21 protein-coding genes are annotated in these 23,410 nt (G+C 59.5%); 15 read left to right on the top strand and 6 right to left on the bottom strand.

Annotated features, from left to right (window positions below):
• Positions 1 to 93 precede the first annotated feature (93 nt).
• The 10 genes from KB449_RS14220 to KB449_RS14175 all read left to right on the top strand — a co-directional run bounded on the left by KB449_RS14220 (position 94) and on the right by KB449_RS14175 (position 9,149).
• Positions 94 to 774, top strand: a complete 681-nt coding sequence (locus KB449_RS14220) for a response regulator transcription factor (protein WP_282909013.1) — start codon at positions 94 to 96, stop codon at positions 772 to 774.
• Positions 771 to 2,531 carry a sensor histidine kinase gene (locus KB449_RS14215; protein ID WP_282909012.1) on the top strand — a complete coding sequence of 587 codons (1,761 nt, stop codon included), beginning with the start codon at positions 771 to 773 and terminating at the stop codon, positions 2,529 to 2,531. The genes KB449_RS14220 and KB449_RS14215 overlap by 4 nt, the downstream gene beginning before the upstream one ends.
• The gene (locus KB449_RS14210) at positions 2,521 to 3,114 is read left to right on the top strand and encodes a hypothetical protein (protein WP_282909011.1); all 594 of its coding nucleotides are present in this window, start codon (positions 2,521 to 2,523) and stop codon (positions 3,112 to 3,114) included. Before KB449_RS14215 ends, KB449_RS14210 begins: the two co-directional genes overlap by 11 nt.
• 101 nt (positions 3,115 to 3,215) lie before the next feature.
• Positions 3,216 to 3,803 carry an HAD-IA family hydrolase gene (locus KB449_RS14205; RefSeq protein WP_282909010.1) on the top strand — a complete coding sequence of 196 codons (588 nt, stop codon included), beginning with the start codon at positions 3,216 to 3,218 and terminating at the stop codon, positions 3,801 to 3,803.
• Positions 3,804 to 3,950: 147 nt separating this feature from the next.
• Positions 3,951 to 4,529 (top strand): phosphate propanoyltransferase, encoded by a 579-nt coding sequence (pduL, locus tag KB449_RS14200; RefSeq protein WP_282909009.1) that lies wholly within the window; start codon positions 3,951 to 3,953, stop codon positions 4,527 to 4,529.
• Between the two features lie 151 nt (positions 4,530 to 4,680).
• Positions 4,681 to 5,637: an ATP-binding protein gene (locus KB449_RS14195; protein ID WP_282909008.1), complete on the top strand. Its 957-nt coding sequence runs from the start codon at positions 4,681 to 4,683 to the stop codon at positions 5,635 to 5,637.
• Between the two features lie 30 nt (positions 5,638 to 5,667).
• On the top strand, positions 5,668 to 6,534 hold the full coding sequence (locus KB449_RS14190; protein ID WP_282909007.1) for a tetratricopeptide repeat protein: 867 nt from the start codon (positions 5,668 to 5,670) through the stop codon (positions 6,532 to 6,534).
• Positions 6,535 to 6,634: 100 nt separating this feature from the next.
• The gene (locus KB449_RS14185) at positions 6,635 to 6,820 is read left to right on the top strand and encodes a hypothetical protein (protein ID WP_282909006.1); all 186 of its coding nucleotides are present in this window, start codon (positions 6,635 to 6,637) and stop codon (positions 6,818 to 6,820) included.
• Positions 6,821 to 6,991: 171 nt separating this feature from the next.
• Positions 6,992 to 8,596, top strand: a complete 1,605-nt coding sequence (gene miaB, locus KB449_RS14180) for a tRNA (N6-isopentenyl adenosine(37)-C2)-methylthiotransferase MiaB (protein WP_282909005.1) — start codon at positions 6,992 to 6,994, stop codon at positions 8,594 to 8,596.
• A gap of 40 nt (positions 8,597 to 8,636) precedes the next feature.
• Positions 8,637 to 9,149: a YlbF/YmcA family competence regulator gene (locus KB449_RS14175; protein ID WP_282909004.1), complete on the top strand. Its 513-nt coding sequence runs from the start codon at positions 8,637 to 8,639 to the stop codon at positions 9,147 to 9,149.
• Positions 9,150 to 9,239: 90 nt separating this feature from the next.
• Here KB449_RS14175 and KB449_RS14170 read toward each other — a convergent pair whose 3' ends face one another.
• Positions 9,240 to 10,241 carry a hypothetical protein gene (locus KB449_RS14170; protein WP_282909003.1) on the bottom strand — a complete coding sequence of 334 codons (1,002 nt, stop codon included), beginning with the start codon at positions 10,239 to 10,241 and terminating at the stop codon, positions 9,240 to 9,242.
• Positions 10,242 to 10,399: 158 nt separating this feature from the next.
• Between KB449_RS14170 and KB449_RS14165 the strand changes: the two genes are divergently transcribed.
• The gene (locus KB449_RS14165) at positions 10,400 to 10,801 is read left to right on the top strand and encodes a hypothetical protein (protein ID WP_282909002.1); all 402 of its coding nucleotides are present in this window, start codon (positions 10,400 to 10,402) and stop codon (positions 10,799 to 10,801) included.
• A 115-nt stretch (positions 10,802 to 10,916) separates the two neighbouring features.
• Here KB449_RS14165 and KB449_RS14160 read toward each other — a convergent pair whose 3' ends face one another.
• Entirely contained in the window at positions 10,917 to 11,579 is a 663-nt protein-coding gene (locus KB449_RS14160; protein WP_282909001.1) for a biotin transporter BioY, read from the bottom strand.
• A gap of 99 nt (positions 11,580 to 11,678) precedes the next feature.
• On the opposite strand from KB449_RS14160, the gene KB449_RS14155 reads away from it, so the two are divergent.
• Positions 11,679 to 14,342, top strand: a complete 2,664-nt coding sequence (locus KB449_RS14155) for an ATP-binding cassette domain-containing protein (RefSeq protein ID WP_282909000.1) — start codon at positions 11,679 to 11,681, stop codon at positions 14,340 to 14,342.
• 75 nt (positions 14,343 to 14,417) lie between these two features.
• Here the strand turns inward: KB449_RS14155 and KB449_RS14150 are convergent, their stop codons facing one another.
• Positions 14,418 to 15,659: an MFS transporter gene (locus tag KB449_RS14150; RefSeq protein WP_282912817.1), complete on the bottom strand. Its 1,242-nt coding sequence runs from the start codon at positions 15,657 to 15,659 to the stop codon at positions 14,418 to 14,420.
• A gap of 207 nt (positions 15,660 to 15,866) precedes the next feature.
• Between KB449_RS14150 and KB449_RS14145 the strand changes: the two genes are divergently transcribed.
• Entirely contained in the window at positions 15,867 to 17,120 is a 1,254-nt protein-coding gene (locus tag KB449_RS14145; protein ID WP_282908999.1) for an NAD(P)/FAD-dependent oxidoreductase, read from the top strand.
• Positions 17,121 to 17,286: 166 nt separating this feature from the next.
• Positions 17,287 to 18,279, top strand: coding sequence for an EAL domain-containing protein (locus tag KB449_RS14140; RefSeq protein ID WP_282908998.1), 993 nt, complete (start codon positions 17,287 to 17,289; stop codon positions 18,277 to 18,279).
• Positions 18,280 to 18,343: 64 nt separating this feature from the next.
• Here KB449_RS14140 and KB449_RS14135 read toward each other — a convergent pair whose 3' ends face one another.
• The 3 genes from KB449_RS14135 to KB449_RS14125 all read right to left on the bottom strand — a co-directional run bounded on the left by KB449_RS14135 (position 18,344) and on the right by KB449_RS14125 (position 22,404).
• A complete protein-coding gene (locus KB449_RS14135; RefSeq protein ID WP_282908997.1) occupies positions 18,344 to 19,573 on the bottom strand; it encodes a sugar phosphate nucleotidyltransferase in 1,230 nt (409 codons plus the stop codon).
• 161 nt (positions 19,574 to 19,734) lie between these two features.
• Positions 19,735 to 21,483 carry an alpha-glycosidase gene (locus KB449_RS14130; RefSeq protein ID WP_282908996.1) on the bottom strand — a complete coding sequence of 583 codons (1,749 nt, stop codon included), beginning with the start codon at positions 21,481 to 21,483 and terminating at the stop codon, positions 19,735 to 19,737.
• Between the two features lie 87 nt (positions 21,484 to 21,570).
• On the bottom strand, positions 21,571 to 22,404 hold the full coding sequence (locus KB449_RS14125) for an SDR family oxidoreductase (protein ID WP_282908995.1): 834 nt from the start codon (positions 22,402 to 22,404) through the stop codon (positions 21,571 to 21,573).
• A 145-nt stretch (positions 22,405 to 22,549) separates the two neighbouring features.
• On the opposite strand from KB449_RS14125, the gene KB449_RS14120 reads away from it, so the two are divergent.
• Entirely contained in the window at positions 22,550 to 23,395 is an 846-nt protein-coding gene (locus KB449_RS14120; protein WP_282908994.1) for a M15 family metallopeptidase, read from the top strand.
• The last annotated feature ends 15 nt before the right edge of the window (positions 23,396 to 23,410 follow it).

The following is a 23,410-nucleotide window of genomic DNA, read 5'->3' as shown; positions in this document are numbered from 1 at the left end:
TTTTTGGTTTTTGGCGCGTACACACGAAGGACACAAGGGTACGATAAAGTTATAGACGTACCGGATAGTCGGGCAACAGACGGGGGCGAGGCAGTGAAGCGGACGATTGTGCTGGCGGAAGACGACGCGCTGATGCGAGAGTTTATAACGGATTATTTTGTCAGGGAAGGTTGGGACGTGCTCGAAGCGGATAACGGGCGAACGGCGCTGGACCTGTTCGAGCAGAACGCCGTCGACCTGGTCGTGCTCGATCTCATGATGCCGGAGATGGACGGCTGGACGGCTTGCCGGCGCATCCGGGAAAAGTCGGACGTGCCGGTCATCATCATCACGGCGCGAGCGGAGGACGACGATCAGATTCTGGGCTATGAGCTCGGCGCCGACGAATACGTGACGAAGCCTCTAAGTCCGCGCGTACTGGTTGCTCGGGCCGCGGCGCTCATGCGCCGGACCGAAGGGACGGTCGGGCGCGACGGCGAATTGCTCGTCTTCGGCGATCTGACGATCGACAGGCAGGCGCATGCCGCCGCCGTGTCCGGGATGCCGCTCCAACTGTCGCCGAAGGCGTTCGAATTGCTTGTTTTTCTCGCAAAGAACGAAGGCAAGGTGCTGGCCCGCGACTATATATTGGACTCGGTGTGGGGCTACGAATACGACGGCGATCCGCGAACGGTGGATACGCATATCAAAAAGCTGCGCGCCAAGCTCGGTCCAGAAGGCAGGCTGATCTCCACGGTCGTCCGTACCGGGTACAAATTCGAGAGGGCGCCATGAAAAGGCGAAGCGTCGTCGTTAAGCTGTTCGCGGTGACCGCGGCTCTCGTCCTCCTCGTATTCGTGCTCTTGCTCCTGGCCGAAGGCCTGTTCTTCGAACGATTTTATCGCGCATCCAAAGATCATGCGATCGAACGAAGCATGACGGCGTTCGGCGATGCGTACCGGCAGGCCGAGCAGACGAAAGCGGGCAGCGGGTCTCGGGTTCTTGGCGAATTCATGAACCGTAACGATGCGAGCCTCGCGATGCTGAATGACCGGTTCGAGCCCTTGGCCGTCAATCCCTACTTTATCGAGCTGCGCGCGGACGGCAAGACGGTCACCGTGCCGCTCGCAAGCGAAGGGATGACGGCCGACGCCCTCCCGCCAGGTCTGAAGGTCGGGGATCGGCTGACGGTCGACGGCATTTATATGGACGAGGAAGATACGATCATACAGCCGATCGCCATCGGACAAGGGGAGCGCGCGCTTGAGGAGGGGCTCGTACGAGTAAGCGGGACGATCGCGGAACTCCTGGTGCCGGAGCACCGTTCGTACAATCCGTTTTATCAGGATTTGCAAATGAAAGAGGCGCTCTCGGCCTGGCTGACCGACGAAAAGCAAGCTTCGATCCGGACGATGGACAGAGGAACCGTGCGGACGGAATGGACCGATCCATGGAGCGGGGTCCGCTATGCGGCCATACTGCAACCGTTCGCGCCGGGGCGCGGGGATGCCCGATATTTGTTTGCCATGACGTCCCTTCAACCGGTAGGAGAAGCCGTAGACATGCTAAAGCGGTATATCGTCTTTTTAGCGCCGGTCGTATTGGTCTTGGGACTTCTGTTGTCATGGATTTATTCAAGAATGGTCTCGCGTCCGCTCGTTCGGCTGACCCGATCGGCGACGCGGCTTTCCGAGCTCGAATTCGACGGGCATGAGGAGATCCGGTCAAACGATGAATTCGGCGAGCTGTCGCGCCGCATGACCGCGATGTCCCGGAATTTGAAGGCCGCGCTCGCGGAGCTGAGACAAGCGAACGCGCAGCTGAAGCAGGATGTCGAAGAGAAGGAGCGTTCCGAGCGGCTGCGCAAGGAACTGGTCGCGAACATTTCCCATGAGCTCAAGACGCCGCTCGGCATCGTGAAGGGCTTCGCCGAGGGGCTTCAGGACGAAGTAGCCGCCGACAAACGGGAGCGTTACCTGTCCTTGATCGTGACGGAGACGGATCGTATGAACGCGCTCATCATAGATATGCTCGAGCTGTCCCGCTTCGAGGTGAGCGCCGTTCGATTGCAGCCGGAAGCGATCTCCTTGACGGCATCGATTCGAAAAGCGCTGGGGTCGTTCTCCGGTCAGATCGAAGAGAAGGGTCTGCGTCTTACAACGAACGCGGACGAGGAATGGCAAGTGGAAGCGGACCCAAAGCGACTCGAGCAGGTGCTTATGAATTTACTCAGCAACGCGATTCGGCATGCCGCCGAAGGCGGCACGCTCGCGATTGAAGTGACGCGGCCGGCTCAGGGCAAAGTACGTACGACCATCGAAAACGAAGGTCCGCCGATCGCCGAAGCCGATTTGGACCGGATCTGGAAGCAATTTTACCGGGCTGAGCGGTCAAGAGACCGCAAAACCGGCGGTACGGGCTTGGGCCTCGCCATCGTAAAGCATATTCTGACGCTCCACGGAAGCGAGTTCGGGGTTCGCAATACGGCGAGAGGCGTGGCTTTCTACTTTACGTTAAACGAAACCGGAGGAGATTCTGATGATGAACCATAAAAAATGGATGTATGCTGCCGCGATTGCGGCGCTGCTCATGACAAGTGCTTGCGGGGAAAAAACGAATACGGATGCGCAGGCATCGGCCGGCGCTTCTTCAACAGCCGCGCAAGCGACGCCTTTGCCTTCCGCGTCCTCATCGCTGCCCGCAACGGCGCCTGCGTCGCCTTCCGCAGGAGAATCGACGGATGCTCCGGCATCCTCTCCGGCTTCTTCCGCCGCGGGATCGGGAGCGGCGGCGTCCGGGGAGCCGGCGGACCAGAAGATCCTTATTGTCGTCGATCAGACGGAGAAGCCGATCGAAGGCAACAGCTTCGACTTCGTCGTCAAGCAGGTGCCGACCGGGTATGCGCTATCCGAGATGAGCTGGACTTCCGGCGATACAAAGATCGTCAACACGCTCGCGGACGCGATCGCGCACGGCGGCAACGGGGAAGACGGATTTTACATCAGCGGCGACGGACAGTTCATGGGCTTCTTCTACCCCGACGAGCTGAAGGGGCAGGAGGGCGAGGTCAGCTTCTTGTTCAAGGACGACAAAGGAAACGAAAAGAGCTGGACGAAAAAAATCACGTTGAAGTAAGGGTTGCGCCAAATCGAGCACAGGCAGCTCGCTTTCGGGATGCCGGCACCCGCAACCGGTGATATAGTTTCGTAGACGACGGATGGAGAGAAATGATTGAGATGACGAAAAAGAAAGCGTTAGTGCTCGATGTCGGCGGCGTGCTAGCCACCAATTATACCCCGCAATTTTGGGAAGCCCTCTCGTACGATTACGACGTGTCATATGAAGCTTTGATGCAATTCCGCAAAGACGTTAGAGCGGATTTATGGACGGGCGCAATAACTGAGACGGAATTTTGGGAACGATTGTCCGAGCGCTTCCAGACGATCGGCGCGGCTGACGCCAGGGAGAGGCTGGTCTCGGAAATTCGTCCGATGCCCGCGCTGGAACGGCTGGCCGAATGGCGCGACCGGGCGAGTCTGAACATTCTGAGCAATCACCGGACCGAATGGATCGCGCCGGTGCTCGAGCGCATATATCCGTTGGCGGATCATGTGATCGTCTCGGCGGAGGTCGGTTGCCGCAAGCCGGAGCCGGAGATTTACGGCCGTATGGACGCGCGTCTTGCGGACTTCGCGGACATTTTATATGTCGACGATACGAAAAACAATCTGCCGCAAGGTTCCGCGCTCGGGTGGAAAACGCTGCTGGCGGATGATGAAGGCGCCTGGATCGTGCAGACGGAACGTTGGCTCAAAGCAGAATAAGGAAATTTAAGGCGGATGTATGACAAGCGCGTGGACGGTTCGTGAACTTGTGTCCGCTCCTCGCGTAACGGGCCGATGTTTGCGTTATAATGACATCGTGTACATGTTCAATAAACAAAAGCCGCTCGCGAAAGGCAGGTCTTGACGATGAACGAAGACAGAAAAATACCGCTCGGCGTGTCCGCCAGACACATTCATTTGACGCAGGAGCACGTCCGGATCCTGTTCGGCGAAGGCGCAGAGCTGACCGAGATGAAGCCGCTGTCGCAGCCGGGTCAATTCGCAGCGAACGAGACGGTCGCGGTCCACGGTCCGAAGGGCTCCTTTCCCAAGGTTCGTATTCTCGGTCCGGTCCGCAAAGCCACGCAGCTGGAAGTTTCCCGCACGGACGCATTTTCGCTCGGGCTGAAGCCGCCCGTGCGCGAATCCGGCCACATCGACGGAACGCCGGGCATCCGGATCGTCGGCCCGGCCGGGGAATTGACGGTGGACGAAGGCGTCATCGTCGCCGCCCGGCATATTCACTTCCATACGTCCGACGCGGAGCGGCTGGGCGTCGCGGACAAGCAGCTGCTCAAGGTGCGGGTCGGCGGAGAGCGCGGTCTCGTGTTCGAGAACGTCATTGCGCGCGTTTCGCCCTCGTTTTCGCTGGATATGCATATCGATACCGACGAAGGCAACGCTTCGGGCGCTGCGACGGGCGATTTTGCAGAGCTGCTTGAATAGAAGAGAAGGCCTCAGCAGCGCGTTTTTCCGAGAAAGCAGCGGAGGGCGCGCTTTTTTTGCATTTCCTTTTGCACATTCGGCGCCATAGACTTTTCATAGATATGGTAAACTGTGTATATTCCATATCATAGAAGCCGAGGTGGTAACGAAAATGTCCGACAGGGACGAGATTGCGGAGCAAAGAAGGAAAAACCTGAAGCTCATTCAATTCAGCAAGGACGATCAATCGCTCGTCGAATCGGATAAGCCCAAGGAAACGTTCGCCGACGTCGGCGGTCTGGAAGACGTCAAAAAGAAAATCCGCATGAATTTCATATTGCCGCTGCAGCAGCCCGAACTATTCGCGGCATACGGCAAGGAAGCGGGCGGCAGCCTGCTGCTGTTCGGCCCGCCGGGCTGCGGCAAGACGTTCCTCGCCAGAGCCGTGGCAGGCGAGATCGAGGCGAATTTCATGCACATCGAGCTTCAGGCCATTTTGTCCATGTACGCGGGCCAGAGCGAGCACAATTTGCACGATATCTTCGACAAAGCCCGGCAGAGCAAGCCTTGCGTTATTTTTATCGACGAGCTGGACGCCATGGGCGGCAGCCGGCACCAGATGAGACAGCACCACGACCGCATGCTGGTCAACCAGCTGCTGCTCGAGCTGGACGGTCTGCAGGCGGAAAACGAAAACGTATTCGTCATCGGCGCGACCAATACGCCCTGGTATCTCGATTCGGCGCTGCGGCGGCCGGGACGGTTCAACCATCTCGTATTCGTGCCTCCGCCCGAGGAGGCCGAACGGGAGCGGATACTCGAACTCAAGCTGTCCGGCAAACCCGCGGAGGGGCTCCAGCTGTCGAAGATCGCGGCGGAGACGAAGCTGTTCTCCGGCGCGGATCTCGAGCAGGTCGTCAAGGATGCGGTCGAATCGGCCATGGAGCGCATGCTCGGCTCGGGAAGGATCGAGCCGATTACGAACGACGATCTGCGGCGTTCGGCCAAGACGCGCAAGGCGACGACGCTGGAATGGTTTTCGACGGCCAAAAATTACGCGACGTTCAGCGACGCCAACGGGGATTACCGGATCGTGCTCGATTACGCGAAAAAGCACGGCATCAAATAGGCAGGCGCTGCAGGCGGGGAGGCGGCACGGTTGGAAGAGTCGGCTTGGCAGGCGTCCTATCGGGCGGCCGAGCAACTAATCGAATGGAACCGGTATAAGGAAGCGCTGGAGGAGACGCAGCGTCTTCTGGCGCTCGATCCGGAGGACCCGGATGCGATGGCGCTTGCCGGGCGCATTTATCTGTACACGGACCGGTACGAAGAAGCGCTGCATTGGGCGCAGGAGGCGCTGCGTCGCGATCCGGAGCATCTGTTGGCCTGGTTCGTCCGCGTGACCGCCTATTACGAGAGCGGCCGGCTCCAGTCGTTTCAGGAGGCGCTGACCGAAGCGCTGCGGCTGGATCCTTACGAGTCCTTCTATTATTACTTGAATGCCAATTACTATAATAAAAAAGGTCAATTCCAGAACGCCAAATCGGAGCTGCTGCACGCGCTGGAGATTCAGCCCCACAATGCCGTGTACCTCGCGCTGCTCAGCTATGTCGAGGCTCTGCTCGGCGACTTTAAAGCGTCGGCGAGGCTCGACGAGCAGGCGATCCGGCTCGATGCCGAGACGCCCCACGTCTTGCTGCATCTGGCCTGGGCAGCCCGCAGGCGCGGAGACTTCAAGCTTGACGAGACGTACATGAAAAGCGCGATCCGGCTTAATCCGGATGAAAAGCAATTTCAGGACGAATACCTGGAGGCGCTGCAGCTTGCCCATCCGTTATTTCGTATATTCGCGGTGCCAGGCAAATACGTCCGCAGAATGAAGCCCTGGCAAATTTGGGTGGCCTGGATAGCCGCATGGATTTTGTTCAAGCCTTTGATTCTTCTGTTTATCGTCTTGTACGTGCTGTCGAAATGGGGGACGAAGGCACTCGTCCATGTACGCGTTTTTGGCTGGCGACGTCGTTGACCGGACGTTACTTTAGGAAAAAAAGCCTTCGTCCTGCTTAAGATTGCGCTTTCTCGGGTAAAGATTCCATGTCCTTATTCAACCCGGAGGTGGGAAACGCATGACGAACAACGGCAGGTTGGACAGGCAGGGTATCGACGTGCAGGAAGAAGGCAAGCAATGGCAGGCTCACGCGGACAGGGCGAAGGCGAACTTTGAAGCGGTCAAGGAGCAGCGGCCGGTAGGCATCAACAGTCATCCCGACAGGCAAAATCGAATGATAGATACGCGCAATTTGCGCAAATAGACGTGAAGTCGAGCGACCCGGCAGCCACCGCTGCCGGGTTTTTCGCGCATACGCGGCAAAGCGCGTTTTGGCGGACGGAAATAGGCTTGGGCGCCATACATTGCTATGCTATAATGGAGAATCGAATGGTCCCATCGCTATCAGGGCGGACGACAGGAGGTATCTCTTCGCATGACGAAGGAAGGCCAAGGACGGCAAGCCGCCGGTCCGGCTAAAGACTATGCCAAATACTTCGACTTCTCGGGCGCCAAGGTCATCGCCCAGGAGGAAGGAAAGACGACATATCGCATCAACGGACGCAACGTACAGATCTCTTCGCCTCCCGATCTTCGGGAAGGCAAGAAGCGCGGCAAGGAAGAGATTCGGGTCCACTACGATACGGGCATCGCCGAGGATATGAAGACGTTCGGCACAGGCCGGTATTACTGCATTTTCACTTACGGCTGCCAGATGAACGAGCATGACACGGAGATTATGCGCGGATTGTTCGAGGAAATGGGATATACCGCCACCGAAGACAAGCAGCAGGCGGACGTTATTTTGATCAACACCTGCGCGGTCCGCGAAAACGCGGAGGACAAGGTGTTCGGCGAGCTCGGCCATCTCAAGCGGCTCAAGCTGCAGAAGCCCGAGCTGGTGCTCGGCGTATGCGGTTGCATGTCCCAGGAGGTGTCGGTGGTCAACCGGATTCTGGAGAAGCATCCGCATGTCGATCTCATTTTCGGCACCCACAACATTCATCGTCTGCCCGAACTGCTGAAGGAAGCGCATTACGGCAAGGAGATGGTCGTCGAGGTCTGGTCCAAGGAAGGCGACATCATCGAGAATCTGCCGAAGAAGCGGGAAGGTCTCCGCGCCTGGGTGAACATCATGTACGGCTGCGACAAGTTTTGCACGTACTGCATCGTGCCGTACACGCGAGGCAAGGAGCGCAGCCGGGTGCCGGAGGACGTCATCGCCGAAGTGCGCGAGCTCGCGCGCCAGGGCTTCAAGGAAATCACGCTGCTCGGACAGAATGTCAACGCATACGGCAAGGACTTCGCGGACCGCAACTACCGGTTCGGCGATCTGATGGACGATATCCGCAAGATCGACATCCCGCGCGTCCGGTTCACGACAAGCCATCCGCGGGACTTCGACGATCATCTGATCGAGGTGCTCGCCAAGGGCGGCAATCTGGTGGAGCATATTCATCTGCCGTTCCAATCGGGCAGCAGCGAAGTGCTCAAGCGAATGAGCCGCAAATACACGCGCGAGCAGTTCCTGTCGCTCGTCGGACGCATCCGCGCCGCGATGCCGAACGCCGTGCTGACCAGCGATATCATCGTCGGCTTCCCCGGCGAGACCGAGGAACAGTTCGAAGAGACGCTGGAGGTCGTTCGCGAGGCCGGCATCTCGATGGCGTATACGTTCATCTACTCGCCGCGCGCCGGCACACCGGCCGCCGAGATGGAGGACAATGTGCCGTACGAGGCTAAGCAGCGCAGGCTCGCGAGACTAAACGAGGTGATCGCCGAGATGAGCCTGGCCAGCAACCTGGAGCTCGCGGGTCAGGTCGTCGAGGTGCTCGTCGAAGGCGAGAGCAAGAACAACGCCAGCGTGCTGTCCGGGCGTACGCGCAGCAACAAGCTGATCCACTTCGAAGGACCCAAGTCGTGGATCGGACAGTTTGCCAAGGTGCGCGTCACGCAGCCGCAGACCTGGTTCATCCGGGCAGAAGCCATCGGCCTTGCCGAACCGGAGCGCGAATGGCCGATAACGGCCGGCGGCGTATAAACTGGCAAAAGGCAGAACACATTCGGGAGGAACCCAATTCATGTCTCAGCATTCGCACGATCACCATCACGGCCACGACGGCTGCAGCCACGGCGTACCCGATCTCGGACAGCCGGAGGGCTATGTCATTCCCGAGTTCGACAACCGGGAGCTCATCTTGCGCGACGACATCCTCGCGCGCGCCAAGGAGCTGGCGCAGCTGATCACGACGGCCGACGAGGTGCAGACGTATCAGCACGCGGAGCGGCTCATTCAGCGCCACGACAAAGTGCAGGTCTTGATCTCCCAGATTAAAAAGAAGCAAAAAGAGCTTGTCGCGTTCCAGAAGACGTTCAAAAATCCGGCGATGGTCGAGAAGATCGAAGGCGAGATCGCGGCGCTCCAGGACGAGCTCGACGGCATGCCGGTCGTGCAGCAGTTCCAGCAGAGCCAGACGGACGTCAACTATATGCTGCAGTCCATCGTCAGCATCATCCGCGATACGGTCGCAGAGAAGCTGGACGTCGAAGCCGCGACGCCTCAGGCCGAAGAGCCGGAGACTTGTATCGACTGATCGCGGCACGTTATTTTCGCCAGTTGGAATTGCGTAGCTAGAGCCTGCACCGGCAGGATTTCTCGGCTCACGGCAAGAAGGGCCGCGGCATTATGCGCGGCCCTTCGGCATATACGGCTTGGACGGGGCGGCTTGACCTGTTGCCACTTGTTTGCCGGAGCCGCTTCCCTTGGCGGAGTGAAAAACCGGCGCCGGCGTCGCGCTTTTCGTCGGACGGTTCGGCTTCGAGAGGCGATCGGCGGGTCGCCGGTCGTCAACGGTCGCGGCGGACGGCTCCGGCAGACGCCTAGGTGCGCGCTTGCGCTTCGGCGCGGCGGGGCGGAGGCCGGCGGCGCCCTTCGATCGATCCTTCGCGGACGCGGGAAGAGGGGAAGCGGCGGTGCCGCCCGACCGGCTTGCGCCGCTTGAGCGATTCGCGCCGCCGGATCGGTTCGCGCCTTCCGAACGGTGGGCTATCCTTTTCGCCGGTCCGGCGCCGGAGGGCGCACCGCCCGTCCGCATAAAGACGAGCTCTCTGGCCCGTTGATCGTAGCTGAGCTTGTAGTTCGTCCCGGTTCGAAGCTTGAGCGCGCGTACCGAATCGGGATGCAGCTTCAGACCGCCTTCGAACAGATTGGCTGGCGAACGAACGGATAATCGCCGGGATGACCCGCCATGCCTGATCGTCAGCGTATGATCCCGATTATCGTCGGGCAAGCCGAGCTGACTAAGCAGCGCATAACCGATCGACAATCGGCCGGATCCGACTTTCGTATCGCTGCTTATCGAGGCGGAAGCCGCCGACACGGGCGATGAGACGATTTTGATCGACTTGCGGTCGGGATCGTAAACGAGTTTGAACCGTTTGTTGCCGATCAGCCGAAGCTGTCTCGCCAAAGGAGCGCCGAGCTCGAAACTGCCATGGAAGCACTCGCCTCCGCTTCGCAAGCGGACAACCGCTTTTGCGGAATGATTTCCGTTTATGAGCGTGATCTCGGTACCGTCTCCGATCTCCGTCAAGGGATTTTCTTCGCCGTACGCACAGCCGGACGTCATATGGACCGTTCTATCCGGCAGATCGCTGACGATAAGGTCCAGTATGCTGCTGATCATCGCACCGTTTCACGCTCCCGAATGCAGGACTTTGCTGCCCTCGCGGCAGCCGCATGCCTTCAGAATATGCCGACGCGCACTCCGCTGCCTGTACCTTTGACTATCGCCCGATCGTTTGGACGAGACACGCCCCATGACGTACATTTCCAGGGAAGAAGGTGATTCCGATCTCGGATTTTCTGCAAATCAAAGGTTTGACCGGCGAGCTCAAAATTTCGCATAAGAAAGGCCCCTTCGGGCTGACGCTTTCGACGCGGGAGCTGGTCGTGCAAAAGCCGCATATGAACTACTACATCCTGTTCGAGCATATCGTGAGCGTCGTTCCCTGCGAGAGTGTCCGTCTCGATCGCAAGGCGCTGAGAGCGGCCCGCACGGCCAGCGGCGAGATTGCTTACGGATCGATTGCGGCGGGGAGCGCCTATTATGCGGTTTACGCAAAAGAGGTCGTCGTGCATCATCGCGGGGGGATTCATCGCACGGGTCCGATGGAATTCAGGCTGCCGATCTACAAGCGCTTGATCGAGGAGCTGGCCAGATATGGGGGATTGACGGTCATCTGACCGCGATATCCGTCATTCAAAAGAAGCAAAGATCGCCCCTACCTTGGCCGGTGCCGGAGGAGGGGCGATCTTTGCTGTGGCGACGCATTTAAGAATGGAGCGGAAAAGCGGAAGATTAACGACCGGACAGTCGCTTGAGCGTGCCGGAGAGCGCAGGCCGCAGCGCGGCGATGATGATGACGGCGACCGCGGCTTTGACAAGATCGCCGGGAATGTACGGATAACAGGCGCCGATCAGCGCCGCGTTAAGCGAGAGATGCGCTTTGTACGCGTACCAGGGTACGCCGCCGACATAGGCGAGCGCTACGCCGAACAGGACGATTGAAACGATCAGAATGGCGTATGTACGCTGCGTCGTCTTGCGGCCGTTGCGAAACAGCCGGTCAGCCGTCATGCCGATGAACAGCGCTTGAAACGGAAACATCCAGATGAAGCCGCCGGTCGGTCCGAATACCGTGGACAGCCCGCCTCGACCGTGAAGCAGCGGCAGTCCTGCGGCGGCGAGCAGGACGACAAGCCCGATGCTCGCAAAGCCGAGGCGCGCCCCGAGCAGCCCGCCCGCAAGCATGACGGCCAGCGTCTGCAGGGTGATCGGGACGGAAGTGAAGCCGAGCGGAATCGATGCATAGCTGAAAGCGATGAAAAGCGCGGCGAAGAGGGCGGTAAATACGGTCTTGCCGATCCATGCGGACGCGGCGTTCGGCCGTACGACGATCGCGCCGCCTGTTCGCTCGGAATCGCCGCTCGTAGGCGAAAGAGATCGTTTTAAATCAGTCATTGTCAATTCTCCTCTCGAATGTTAACCTGAAATCGGATTGATGGTTAACAATTGGAATTCTAGCACGAGACAACCGGTTTGGGAAGAAGGAATTTAAAGATGGCGGAAACGGTAGATTCGCGCCCGGAGCGGTCCTCGGCCGGATCGCAGTTCATCATAAAGGGAATGTCCGTCTTCAGAGAGGAAGCGGCAGCGGATGCGCCGGCGCTGCTCGATCGGGTCGACCTGACGCTGTCGCCGGGCGAATGGCTGTATGTCGTCGGGACGAACGGCAGCGGTAAATCGACGATAGGCAGAGGGATCGCGGGTCTGGGCGTTCAGGGCGAGCTTCGCGCGGCGCTGTGGGACCGCGGGTTCGCGGGCGACGATCCGGCGCCTTACGTGATGCAGCAGCCGGACGCGCAGCTGTTCGGGACGACGCCGCGCGAGGAGATCGTTTTCGCGCTGGAGTGGCTCGGCACGAAAGGCTCCGACATTTTGCGTCTGGCCGACGAGGCGCTTGGCGAAGCCGGACTGAACGAGGCGGCGGATCTGCCGTGGAGCGCGCTGTCGGGGGGGCAAAGGCAGCTTGCGGCCGTCGCCGCTGCGGCGGCGGGTCATGCGCCCTTGCTTGTCTTGGACGAGGCGACCTCGATGCTCGACGCGCATTCGCAGTCGCTCGTGCGGCGGCTGGCGCTGAAGAGACAGCGCGAAGGCGCGTCGATCGTCTGGATTACGCAGCGGATTGAAGAGCTGGCCTCGGATCCGAAGCGCCGCGTCATCGCGCTTGCGGCCGGAAGATTGTTGTACGACGGCAGCGTGCACGAATTTTTGCACGGCCATGCGCAGGCCGAAGAAGGCCAATCTGCACCGCCTTGTCTTCTCGCAGGGCTCAGGCTGCCGTATATCGCCGAGTTGGCGCGTGAATCGGCGCTGCTTCGCAATGCTGCGGGCCGCGCCAGAATAGACGAAGCGCCAGACGTCCAAACGCTTGGCCGGGGCGATTCGAACCGCTCGGCGTCCTATTCGTCTTCCGCGCTGCGCATTGAGGGTTTGCGACTGCGCGGCGGCGGAGGCGGCGCGCTGCCTGCAGCGGACGCGCTAACGCTTGAGCCGGGCCGTGTAGTCGTCGTGCTCGGCCCGAACGGTTCGGGCAAGACGCGGCTGCTGGAGATCGCCGCAGGACTGCGCAAGGTCGAGGACGTTCGAGCCGAATTCCTTGCCGCGGGTCAACAGCAGGCTGCACGCAGCGGACGGTCCGCGCGCCGGCATCGATTGTTGACCTACAGCTATGCGAGCCAAGCCCCGGAGGAGCAGCTGTTCGCCCGATCGGTCGAAGCGGAGCTCGACTATGTGCTAAGGCCTTATAAGCTGAAGGCGGCGGAACGCTGCGCGCGACTTGAACATGGGCTTCGGTCCGTCGGCTGGGGGACTTCCTGGCTAGAGCGGGATCCGTATGCTATGAGCGGCGGCGAGCGTCGCAGGACGGCGCTCGCTTGCGCGCTGGCAACGCCGGCGTCCTGGCTGCTGCTGGACGAGCCGACGGCCGGCCTTGATGCCCTCGGATGCGACAGATTGGCGCAAAGCCTGGCGGAAGAGCGGCTGAGCGGCCGGGGTATTTTGCTCGTCTCCCACGATCCCGACTGGGCGCTGCCGTTTGCGGACGAGCTGCTGCTGCTCGGGGCGGACGGGGAATTCCGGCACTGCAGCCGGCACGCGCTGCTCGCGCATCCCGAATGGTGGACGGAAGCGGGGCTTCGCGCGCCGGAATCGTATAAGGCAGCCCGCGAGGCTTGGCTGCTTGGACTGGCGGAAGAGCGGGTATGGACGACAAAGGACATTGCGGCGTTCAGCGTGTCCCATGGGCACCGAGTGAATGGACATCGATTGCATGGACATCGATCTAACGGACTTCTTGGCGACGATGCATTGGCGTCTGATGCGCGCATGGAACAGGACTTGAATCGTTTGAACGCCGAAGGTGCCGAAGTGCAAGCGCCGATCAAGGCGAGGAAGCGTCCAGCGGTCGTGGTCCCGCGCAACCGGTTGTCCGGTTTCGATCCCAGAGCGATATGGCTCGGGTATGTGCTGCTGTCGCTGTCGATGTTCGCGTCGCGCGGATGGGCCGGACTGGCGGCTTCCGCCGTGCTGACGGCAGCGATCGCAGGGCTCGCCCGGCTGCCGCTGCGCGAGTACAAAGGCCCGCTTGCCTCGTTCGCGCTGTTCGCCGTCGCGTCGACGGCGCTGTCCGGTCTGACGGGCAGCAGCGGCGAGAGCGGCGACTGGTGGCATGCTGCGGACAGCATGGCCACTTTTCGTTCGTTCGCGAAAACCTGGCTCGTGCTCGCGATCGGGATTGCGCTGCCCGCCGCCATTCCGCCGCTTCGCCTGCGCCGCGCGCTCATGCAACTGTTGCCTCGAAAGGGCGGCGCAGGAAGACGATCGCAGCGTCTTGTCCTGACCGTTACGCTGCTCTTGCGGTTCGTGCCGCAGCTGCTCGCGGAGTGGAACCGCTTTGCCCGAATCGCAGTCGCAAGAGGCAAGGACGCCAGACGGTCACCTGCGGCGATCATTCGCAGGCTGGGCAGCGCGGCCGTGCCGTTTATGCTTGCGTTGTTCCGGATGGGGGAGACTGTAACGCTGGCGCTCGAGAGCCGCGGGATCGGCAGGCGCGATGCGCCTAGCGAGGCCGAGCGGCTGCGCTGGCACGCGCGAGACGGCTTGCTGATTGTCTTAATCGCGTTTGCCTGCACTGTCTTGGCGCTGCAAGGCTGGCTCTATTAAGGCATGTTTGGCGGGCGTCATCCGTACAACTTATCGTCGGTCCAAGTCTTTGGCGGCGCAAGACTTAGAAATGATCTAAGCGGCGCGCTCCGGCTTTATGCCAAATCGTGCGATAAGAGCAGCAAGGACGGCGATCGCGGCCCCGAACGCGAAGCCGGCCTCCAGTCCGCCTCCCGCATTCAGCCAACCGGCCAGATACGGTCCGGCGAACATGCCGATGGCGTACACGGATTGGTAGAATCCCATTGCCGTAGCGCGTTCCGAAGGCCGAATGTCCTTGATGGCGAGGCCAAGCAGCAGCGGCAAATACAGGCCCTGCGCGATGCCGTTGACCGCCTGCGTGATCAGAAGGCCGACGTAATTCCCGCTGAACGGAATGAGCGCCGTGCAGATGGAAGCCAGCAGGAAGCCGCCGATCAGCACGCGCCGCGTACCGAAGCGAGGGGCGATATAGCGGCCGGTCCATAGGGACACAAGAGCATGCGGAACCATAAAGGCGACGACCAGTCCGGTGAGACCGTTTTTCCCGGCGCCATATTCAACGGCTTGCAGCGGCGTAAAGCCGAACATCGTAATGAAAAGCACGCAGTGGGCGAGTAACGACAGCAACGAGACGATGTGCAGCTGACGCGAGTCGCGCAGGAGCGCAAGCGCCGGTCTTTTGCCGCTTGCTTCGCCGCGCAATCCGCTATTCGATCCGCTTTGCAATACGGCCGTTGAGGTCAAGCGCGGCTCGCGGACGAAGGCAACGAGCGCGCCGCCTGCGGCCGCGATAAAAATGCCTGCCGCGAAAGCGGCGTTCCACCCGCCGGCTCCGGCCAGATATCCGCTTAAAGTCATGCCGGCCAATTGTCCGACTACCGTCAGAAAGCTCAGCGTGCTCATGGCTTTGCCGGATTGCGACGGCGGATAGTACGAGGCGTAAAGTACGGTAAAAGGCACCCAGGTCGATGCGCAAATGCCGGCGACAAGCCTCCCGGATAGCGGACCGGCCCAACCGCCTACATATAGAAACAAAGCGCAACTGAGAAGGCCTGCTGCCATGCCGGCGAACAAAAAAGGCTTGCGCCTGCTAAGGCGGTCCGAATAAAGGCCGAGCGGGAAGCGGATGAGCACCTGAGTCAAGCCGTAACTGCCGACGATCAAACCGATCGTGCCTAGCGGAAGGCCGCGATCCTCCAGAAAAGGCGTCAATATCGGTACGTAAATATACATGGTCGCCCAGTACAACAGCATCGCGGCCGCGAACACCACATGGTCTCTGGCGGCAATCGGGCGCTGCTGCGCGGCGAGGTTTCGTTCCATCGATAACGACATTTTCAAAATATAGCCTCCATTCGTTAACCGTCCTTCTACTGTAACCGAGCGGGTCGGCGAGGGGAAGACCGGAAATCGACGTCCGCCAGTGAGACTGCTTCGTACGGCCCTCTTGGTCACATGACGAATCCGGTGACCGCCGTAACTGTCGTCATGACGCAGGCCGGCGCTATACTCTTCCCGACAAGGCAGAAGAGGAGGGATGGGATGAACGCGTCATACGACGTTATCATCGTTGGAGCGAGAATTGCAGGTGCCACGCTGGCGTGGGAGCTGTCCCGGCTGGGGCTGCGAACGCTGCTGCTCGACCGCGCCGAATTTCCGAGCGACACCTTATCTACGCACAACGTGTACGCGAACACGCTGTCCAAATTCAGGGAAATGGGCGTGCTGGACGAACTTCTGGCAACGGGGACGCCTCTATACGACAGGGCGCATATCAACTTTGAGGGCGCGATTATCGACGGACGCTTCCCGGCGGTGGACGGCATCGACGGCTGTCTGTGCGTAAAACGAAAATACATCGACGACATTTTATTCCGGCATGCGCGCGCTCAGCCGGGCGTGACGGCGATGAGCGGATTCAGGGCGACCGCTCTCATACGCGGCTTAGGCGGAGAGGTTACCGGCGTGACCGGCGTCACTAAAGAGGGGCAGGTGCTGTCTTTTTCCGCCCCGCTTGTCGTGGGCGCGGACGGTCGCCGGTCTTCCGTCCGACAGTGGACAGGCGCAGTCCGGCGATTGGTCGTGCCGACCGACTATGCTTCTTACGTCGCCTATGTTGACGGTTACGTGCAAGGGGAGGAGCGCTTCGTAGAGTTTTACAAGCAGGGCGACAAGCTCGCTATCGCTTTCCCGACGAGCGATGCGCAATACGTTCTCGGCTTTATGTTCCCGCTAAGCGACACCGAGCGAATCGAAAGGCTGCGCACCGAACCCGAACAAGGACTTCGCGCATTGGCCGAAGAAGGGTTTTCCGCGACGGATTTTCCCGATCGGCTGCGGAGCGCGTCGTTTGCGGGACGCATACGCGCGCTGCTGGGCTACGATAACGACTGGCACGCGGGCATGGGCAGGGGCTGGTCCCTGATCGGAGACGCCTTCTCCTTCAAGGATCCGGCGGTCGGTCAAGGCATTCACGACGCGGTATTCGGGGCGGGGCTGCTCGCAAGTACGCTATCCGCGTACCGGCCTGCGGAATGGCTTCAAGCTTGGGAAGAAATGGCCGCCAGGTACGAGGACGGCATGCAGGCAAAGCTGAGAAGCCGATTTGAGATCGGCTGCCAGATGACCCGCAATGCGCCGATACCGCCGGAGCTGCTCGGCGCTTATCGACTGATCGGAACGGACGAACGGGCGACGCGTACCTTTCTGGGCATGTACAACTACACTAACGAGCCAAGCGATATCGATCGCGAGATGGGGCGGCTGTTCGCTGAGCTTCAAGTGCCGCGTGCTTAGACGAACTGCGCATATGGAAGACGCAAAGACAGCCAGAAGACAGTCCATGGCTGTCTTTTATTTTCTGTTTTCAGAACTTTCGCTTTAATAAGTAGGAATAAAGACGCATGCGGCGAATGTATAGCATCGGACCTTAATCCCGCTTGACATCGAAGGAAGTGTGCAGATGAGTTGCCGACAGTGTATGGCGGGGGAGCCCCTGTACGAAATACGGCTCGCCGATCCCGCGAACGAAGCCGTAGCTGGCGAGATCGTCAGGTTTCTGGCGGAGCGCGGCGCGCCCAAGCAGAGCAAATCGGACGCGATATTGATGCGGGAAAACGCTGTTGCCGATTTTTACGATTTTTGTCTCGATCATATGAATCCGGCATCGATGGCCTACCGTGTGAACGAGGGCGAGTGGAGACCGTTTACGTCGCTGCCGGAAGAACTGCGGGAGCAATGGGTCGAAGGCGTGATCGCGGAGGAGCGCGTCGTGCCGTACGCTCAGCCGATCATGAGCGCGGACGGCGACATTTTCGGCTACGAGGTGCTGGCGAGATTTCGGGCGGAAGACGGCAAGCTGCTGTCTCCGGCAGAAGTGTTCGGGGCCGCCAAGCGGCGCAACCGGCTGTATGCGCTCGATCGGATGTGCCGCATGGCCGCCGTGCGGAGCGCCGTTCATTTGCAGGGAAAAGTATTTATCAACTTTATTCCGACGTCGATCTATTCACCGCAGCATTGCCTGCGGTCTACGACGGCGCTGACGCGCGAGCTTGGCCTGGATGCGTCGAAATTCGTGTTTGAAGTGGTGGAAAGCGAGCAGGTCGAGGACCTGGCGCATCTGAAGTCGATATTGTCTTATTACACCGAGCAAGGCTTCAGCTACGCGCTGGACGATGTGGGGGCGGGCTTCAATACGCCGGAACTGCTGCGCGAGATCAGGCCTCACTATATGAAGCTGGACCGGGGGGCTGCGGACGGCGTTAGCGAAGACCCTATCAAGCAGCGGATGGCCGGCGAGCTGCTCCGGACGGCGCTGCAAGTCGGCGCCGTACCCCTGGCGGAAGGCATCGAGCGCGAGGAGGATTATCGCTGGCTCCTGTCGCTCGGATACCAGCTGTTTCAAGGTTACTTGTGGGGCAGGCCGGAGCCGATCGTGCCGGCATCCAGCCAATAGAGGTGCAGGACAAAAGGAAGGCGGGCCCCCGTGCGGGAGCCCGCCTTCCTTTCCTGATCGGCGATTACTCGGCGATCGTAAGCAGCACGGCCGGCTGGTCGAGCTTGCCGACGCCTACGATGCGATCCTTCATATCCTTGATGCGGTCGAAAGCCGGAGCCATGAACACGTTGGCCTTGACGCGCTCGCCCGGGGCGATGACGACGATGTCCGAACCGTCGCCGACCACCGCGTAATCCTCGATAATGGCGCCTTCTCCGATGATCGCACGGTTGATTTTCGCATGCTTGCCGATAATCGCGTGCGGCATGACGACGCTGTCGCGGATCTGACTGTTCATGCCGAGTTGGCTGCCGATAGAAATGACGGAGCGGTCGATCTCGCCGCGGGCAGCGACGCCCTGGTGAATGAGCGAGCCACGGATTTGCGCATGGAGGCCGGACGAGAAGTGCACGACCGACGACAGGGACGAAGCGTTCATCGGCCACTCTGGCGTTCCGATGTGGACGGCGCCGTCGAGCAGGTCCATATTGGCTTCCCAGAGGCTGTCGATCGTGCCGACATCGCGCCAGTAGCCTTCAAACTTGTAAGCATGGAGCGACTCGCTGCTTGCGAGCATTTGCGGGATCACGTCTTTGCCGAAGTCGTGCGAGGAAGCGGGGTCCGCCGCGTCCTGAAGCAAGAGCCGGCGCAGGTCGCTCCAACGGAACACGTAAACGCCCATCGAAGCGAGGTTGCTCTTCGGCACGGCAGGCTTCTCGGCGAAGTCGACGATACGGCCATGATCGTCCGTGCTCATGATGCCGAACCGGCTCGCTTCTTCCCAGGCGACATTTTTGACAACGATCGTCGCGCTGGCGCCGCTATTACGGTGAGCGGCAAGAAGGGGGGAATAGTCCATTTGATAAATATGATCGCCGGAGAGGATCAGGACGTCCTCGGGGGCATGGCTGTCGATATAATCTATATTTTGATAAATGGCGTCGGCTGTTCCTATGTAGCCTTCGCCGCCGAGTCGGTCGGCCGGCAGCAAGGTTTGGCCGCGCTGCGCGCGCGGACCGGCGCTCCATGTTTTCGCTTCGCTCAAATATTGGTGAATGGAATCCGCCCGATATTGCGTGACGATGCCGATATTATCGATGAAGGAGTTTAAGCAGTTGCTGATCGGAAAATCGATGATACGTTGTTTTCCACCGAAAGGTACGGCCGGTTTGGCCCATTGCTGCGTTAACGGGTGCAGCCGTTTGCCTTCCCCTCCGGCTAATAGCATGGCTAGAACCTTTTGCTTGCTCATCCTCTGCTCTTCCTCCTTGAAAATGACTGCCAGATCAATCATAGATAGTTATTAACCAGCGCATATATTACTTGAAACTCGAACTTTTTTTTCAATTGTGAACATCATGTGTCCGAAAAAAAGATACCTGCATCAGCGATGCAGATATCCCGGTATGAAAATCATTCGATCGTACGGCTTAAAATCCGGTATCCGAGCGGCTCCAGCCCGATGCGCATCCATCCGTCCTCCGGCTTGACCGGCTCGCCGCTCAGCGCGTCGATCCAGTCGTCGGCGACGATCGGGTGGGAGAGCACCTTCTCTTCGTCAGAGTTGTTCATCCATATGGTGAAATGCTTGCCCGCGTCGATGCGTTCATAGACGACCGCGCTGTCGCCGGCTTCGACCTTTAGAAAGCGAAAGCGTCCGGAACGAAGCACCTCATTCGATTTGCGCAGATCGATCAGCAGCCTGTAAAAATCGAACAGCTCGCGATCCTGGCGTTCGAAGTCCCATTCCATGCATTTGCGGCAATCCGGATCTCCGTCGCCGGCCAGTCCGACTTCGTCGCCGTAGAAGATGCAGGGGGTTCCGATAAAGGTGAGCAAAAACACGATCGCCAGCTTTAGCCTGCGCTTGTCCGATCCCATCATCGTCAAAATGCGGGGCGTGTCGTGGCTGCTCAGCATGTTGAAGACGACTTCGTTCGTTTGCTGCGGGTAACGCATGAGGACATGGTTGATTTTGTTCGCAAAGTCTCCGGCATCGGCATCGCCCGGACTGAAAAATTCGTTCACGCGGTCGGCGAACGGATAATTCATGACCGAATCGAACTGGTCGCCGAGCAGCCAGCGAAGCGAGTCGGACCATACCTCGCCGATGATGTAAGCTTCCGGATTAATGCTCTTGACCGTCCGCCGGAAGTCCCGCCAGAACGAGTGGTCGATCTCGTTGGCGACATCCAGACGCCAGCCGTCGATGCCGACCTCCTTGAGCCAGTATTCGGCAACGCCGAGCAGATAGTTTTTGACCTCCGGATGGGCCGTGTTGAGCTTGGGCATCTGGGCGAAAAAGCCGAACGTATCGTAGTTCGGGTTGCCTTCCTCGATCCGAACGGGATAATCGTAAATATGATACCAGTGCTTGAATTTGGATTTCTCGCCGTGTTTGACAATGTCCTTAAAGGGCGGAAAATCGACGCTCGTGTGGTTGAATACCGCGTCGAGCACGATGCGGATGCCTTTGGCGTGCGCGACGTCGACGAGCTTCTTGAGCGTTCTCGCATCGCCGAAATGCGGGTCTACTTTTCGATAATCTATCGTATCGTATTTATGATTGCTGGGAGACTCGAAGACCGGCGTCAAATAGATCGCGGTCACGCCGAGCTCGGTCAAATAATCGATGCGGTCGATGATGCCCTGAAGATCGCCCCCGAAGTGGCTTTCGCGAGTCGGCTTGTCTCCCCAGGGGAGGACGCCTTCGGGATCGTTGGACGGATCGCCATTGGCGAACCGGTCGGGCATGATCTGATAGAAGACGGCGGACTTCGCCCATTCGGGCGGTTTGAAGATATCGATCTCGTGGATGAACGGCATCTCGTAATACCCGCCGGGCGGATAAGGCTCCTCGCGGAAAATCCCTGATTCGATCATCCATACCCGATCGTCGCCGGACGTCAGCTTGAAGCCGTAAGAAAACCGCTTGCGTTCTGGTTTGACTTCGCACTCCCAATAGTCGAACAGGCTGTCGCTGGCGATTTTCTCCATGGCGCAATCGTGATGATAATGTTTCCAATCGTACTTGTCGCCGGTAATGGCGACGACGTGGTCGACATCGTCGCGCTTGGTCCTCACTCGCAGATGAAAGGAATCCTTGTCATAGGAATAAGCCCAGTTGCTGCGCGGGGAATGATAGAAGCATTCGAGCTGCATGACGCGCACCTTCTTTGGCTGGTATGTTTGCGGCAGTCGGACTGGGCTGGCTAGAACGAATTTTACCTCCGGGCGATCAACCTGGGATCAACCGTGTATGAGGGATTCGGCCCCGTCGATGTAGATCGGCGTACCGGTTATATGCGAAGACTCTTCGGAAGCGAGAAACTTGACGAGGCTGGCGACCTGCTTGGCGCTTCCGGGCTTGTGCCTCAGCGGCTGGTCGCCCTCGGGAAATTCCACCGGTATGGCGATTTCGTCGACTTCGGGTCGGCGATCCGTGTTTTCCTCGATGTTGGTCTCGATCGCGCCAGGACAAATCGCGTTGACGCGGATGCCGTACTTGGCCAGTTCAAGCGCCGCCATCTGCATAAAGGCGACCTGCCCTGCTTTGGACGTGCTGTAGGCGCTGAAGCCGAAGTTGGAAAATACGCGATTGCCGTTAATGGAGCTCGTAATGACGATGCTGCCGCCCTGCTTTTTGAGCGCCGGCACCGCATGCTTGACCGTAAGGAACGTGCCGGTCAGATTAATGCCGATTGTGGTGCTCCAATCGTCCATGCCCATGTCTTCGATCGGCAGCAAGACGCCGTTGACGCCGGCATTGGCGATGACGATGTCGAGTCGGCTCCAGGTATCGAGCACTTTCTGCACCGCTGCTTGCATCTCGGCTTCGACGGAGATGTCGGCTTCGACCGCGATCGCTTCGCCGCCGGCTTCGGCAATCTTTCGTACCGCCTGGTCCAGCTCGTCGTCGCCGCCTCGTCCGAGGAGCGCTACTTTCGCGCCGTCGCGGGCCAGCCTGACGGCCGACGCAAGGCCGATCCCCGACGCTGCGCCGGTGACCAGCGCTACCTTACCTGCAAGATCGCCACCTGCAAGATCGCCGTTACCGGCTCCGACTTGTGCAGCGTTAGCCATATTCAATCGCTCCTTTGAATCGCTAGTTGGTTTTACACCAAAAGGTATACCCGTCGCTTTGCAAGCTGCAACAACTCGTTCTTTTTCCGCGATGGATTGATGCTATAATGATGGGTACGATCGCGAGAAGAAGGAGTCCTATCGTATGCGCATAAAACGGGTCGTACCGTTCGCTGCGGTTGCCTTGGCAGTCGCAGCAGGTCCCTTAGCCGTCGCAGCGGGTACGCTCGGCATGTCCGCCGCGGCGGCAGTCTCCGTATCGGCGCGGATCGGCGCGATTGCGGCCCCGGCAAAGAGCGCGCACGCGTCTACCGCGACGGTCGCTCCATCGGCCGCTCAAGCCGCCAAGCCGGCCGAGTCTCCGCCGGCCAAGAAGAACAAGCTGCCTAAAGGATTCGTCTATCTGGACGAAGTTATCCCTGCTGCCGAATATGACATCCGGTATTATAGCGAATACAACTTCGTAGGCGCCCGCGTGGACGGTTACAAGGCGCCATATGCGGTCATGACGCAGCAGGCCGCCAAGGCGCTGAAGGCAGTCGGCGACGATCTCGCCGACAAGGGCTACAAGCTGGTTATTTACGACGCATACCGTCCGCAAAAAGCGGTGGATCACTTCATTCGCTGGTCGAAGAATCCGAAGGACCAGAAGACGAAGGCCATCTTTTATCCGGACACCGACAAGGCCAAGCTGTTTAAGCTCGGTTATCTCTCCGGTAAATCGGGGCATTCGAGAGGCAGTACGGTCGATCTGTCGATTGCAAGCATCAAAACGGGCAAGCTCGTCGACATGGGCGGCAGCTTCGATTTTCTTGGCCCTGCATCGGCGCACGGCGCAAAGCTCGCGGACGCAGCGCAGACGGCGAATCGCAACCTTCTCAAAAAAGTAATGGAGAAGCGGGGCTTTAAAGCTTACAGCAAGGAATGGTGGCATTATACGCTTGCGAAGGAGCCTTATCCGAAAACGTATTTTAACTTCGACGTTGAGTAGGAGCGGATGTGCGAT

The organism is Cohnella hashimotonis, assembly GCF_030014955.1.
Classification (GTDB): Bacteria; Bacillota; Bacilli; order Paenibacillales; family Paenibacillaceae; genus Cohnella; species Cohnella hashimotonis.
The sequence above is the reverse complement of the archived record's forward strand: the minus strand, read 5'-3'. Positions and strand labels throughout refer to the sequence as shown.